The organism is Sphaerisporangium sp. NPDC088356 (assembly GCF_040685555.1).
GTDB lineage: Bacteria > Actinomycetota > Actinomycetes > Streptosporangiales > Streptosporangiaceae > Sphaerisporangium.
In genome coordinates this window covers 1-2034 of the sequence record NZ_JBFBIK010000263.1, presented here as the reverse complement: position 1 = coordinate 2034, position 2034 = coordinate 1, and the positions used below count along the sequence as shown (strand labels likewise).

The window sequence follows — 2034 nt, the reverse complement described above, 5'->3', positions numbered from 1 at the left end:
CTCGCCGTACGTCGAGGACGGGAGGAGGGGTCGCTCCGCTTCATCGGTAATCCTTCCGGGTGAATCCCGTTTGTGAGGCACTTCCCGGGTCCGGCTGCCCCTCCGCGGGCCCCACCGCCCGGCCGTTCAGGCTGTCGCCGTTCGTCGGTGAAAGCCGACGGCTTGAGGGGGGCATCCTGTCTCCTCGTAATGGGATCGTCGTATCGATTCGACGGCATGGCCGACATCACATATAAGGCCCAAGCTCCCACCCGTCAATGCTCAGGGTTCCACAGAGATCGAATCCCTCGGCCGTCTGACTCCCATCACGCCCGATGAGATCACGCGGTCCTAGTCGTCATGTAAGTTTCAGGCTGCGTTGGACGCCTCGAACACGGGTCCAAGATCGATAATCGGCATGCTCAGGACCATGGACCTGTGTCGAACTTTCACAGGGAAACGGATCGATTCGATGCCGTCGGGCGCCTGGTAGAGGAATGGGCCCACCTACGGCCCTACGCCAGCAATGACGAACGGACCGATGCCCTCGGAGACTTCCTGCACCGCTACAACAGCGGCGACAGCGGTTGCGTCTTCACCGCCGAACTCGGGCGACCGTTGCGTCCACAACACGTCGGCGACCAGTTTTCCTGCTCGCCTGCCAGGCAGGGCTCCCGCCTACGGCATGCGGAGTTCGACCGCACGCCGGGCTATGCCGGTGAGGGACCGCCGAAGACGAGTTCGCCACCAAGCTGGCTGGATCCGCGCGACCGGCGGATGCCGCCAACCGATCCACCTGCGCGGACGGGTCCGGCACATCGACGCCGCGACCGGCCACGTCCTGCACACCTACAACACCAACCGCGAACCCGGCGGCGTCCTGCGCGTCCAGTGCAAGAGCCGGCGGGCCTCGCGCTGCCCGGCCTGCGCCGAGATCTACCGCGCCGACACCTACCAGCTCATCCGCGCGGGCCTGGCCGGCGGCAAGGGCGTTCCCGCCTCGGTCAGCGCTCACCCGGCGCTGTTCGTCACCCTCACCGCCCCCTCCTTCGGCCCCGTCCACACCCGGCGCGAACAGAGTGGCAAGGTCCTGCCCTGCCACCCCCGGCGCGACGCTGAGGAGTGCCCGCACGGGCGCGTCATCTCCTGCACCGCCCGACACGGCGACCAGGAAAGCCGCCTCGGCGAACCCCTCTGCCCGGAGTGTTACGACTACGCCGCTAGCGTGACGTTCAACGCCCTGGCTCCCGAGCTGTGGCGCCGCTTCACCCTCGCCCTGCGTCGCCACCTGGCCAAACTCCACGGCCTCACCGTCAAAGAGCTGGGCGAACACCTGGTCGTCTCCTTCGCCAAAGTCGTCGAGTACCAACGCCGCGGCGTCGTCCACTTCCACGCCGTCATCCGCCTCGACGGCCCCGGCGGACCCGACGGCCCGCCTCCGGCCTGGGCCGACCGTGACGCCCTGGCGCAAGCGGTCCGCCACGCGGCCGGCGCGGTGAGCGTCCCCGTTCCTGCCCTGGCCGGTGAGCCTGCCCGCGTTCTGCGCTGGGGGACACAGCTCGACGTCCGGCCCATCGCCATGCACGGGGAACTGACAGAGCAGGCGGTCGCCGGCTACATCGCCAAGTAAACCACCAGTCTCTTACCACGTAGTAAAGACCGGGTCTGAACTGCGAATATGCATGATCGCGCTAGCACTCTGGATCGAGACAGTCACAGCATGCCCCAGAGGCCCTGCGGACGCGCCTAGGCACCTACGCCAGTCAGGACGCTATCGCGAGGACATAGCGGAGAGGCTCGATGTGACCGACGTCCGCACTTGGAAGGTCAGCTCCGCTGACGAGACCTCTGGCAGGCCATCGGTTAGTCCATGCCTCACTACGGCCAGACCTCAAGGCTTGATGATCCAAGTCTTGGCGTGACAAGCAGGAGGACCAAAGGTCAGCGTCTTCCCGCTAGGGGTGCTTGCGACCAACGCGTCTTCGCTACCACTCGCGAAACGTAGCTATTCAGCCTGAGGCAGCCCGATAGAGCGATCGACCGTGGTCATGTGGC

Annotated in this window: 1 protein-coding gene; it reads left to right on the top strand. The window is 66.4% G+C overall.

Going from position 1 to position 2034, the window contains the following annotated elements; genetic code table 11:
• Positions 1–697: 697 nt before the first annotated feature.
• Positions 698–1609, top strand: a complete 912-nt coding sequence (locus AB0O34_RS36735; protein WP_363923612.1) for a replication initiator — start codon at positions 698–700, stop codon at positions 1607–1609.
• The last annotated feature ends 425 nt before the right edge of the window (positions 1610–2034 follow it).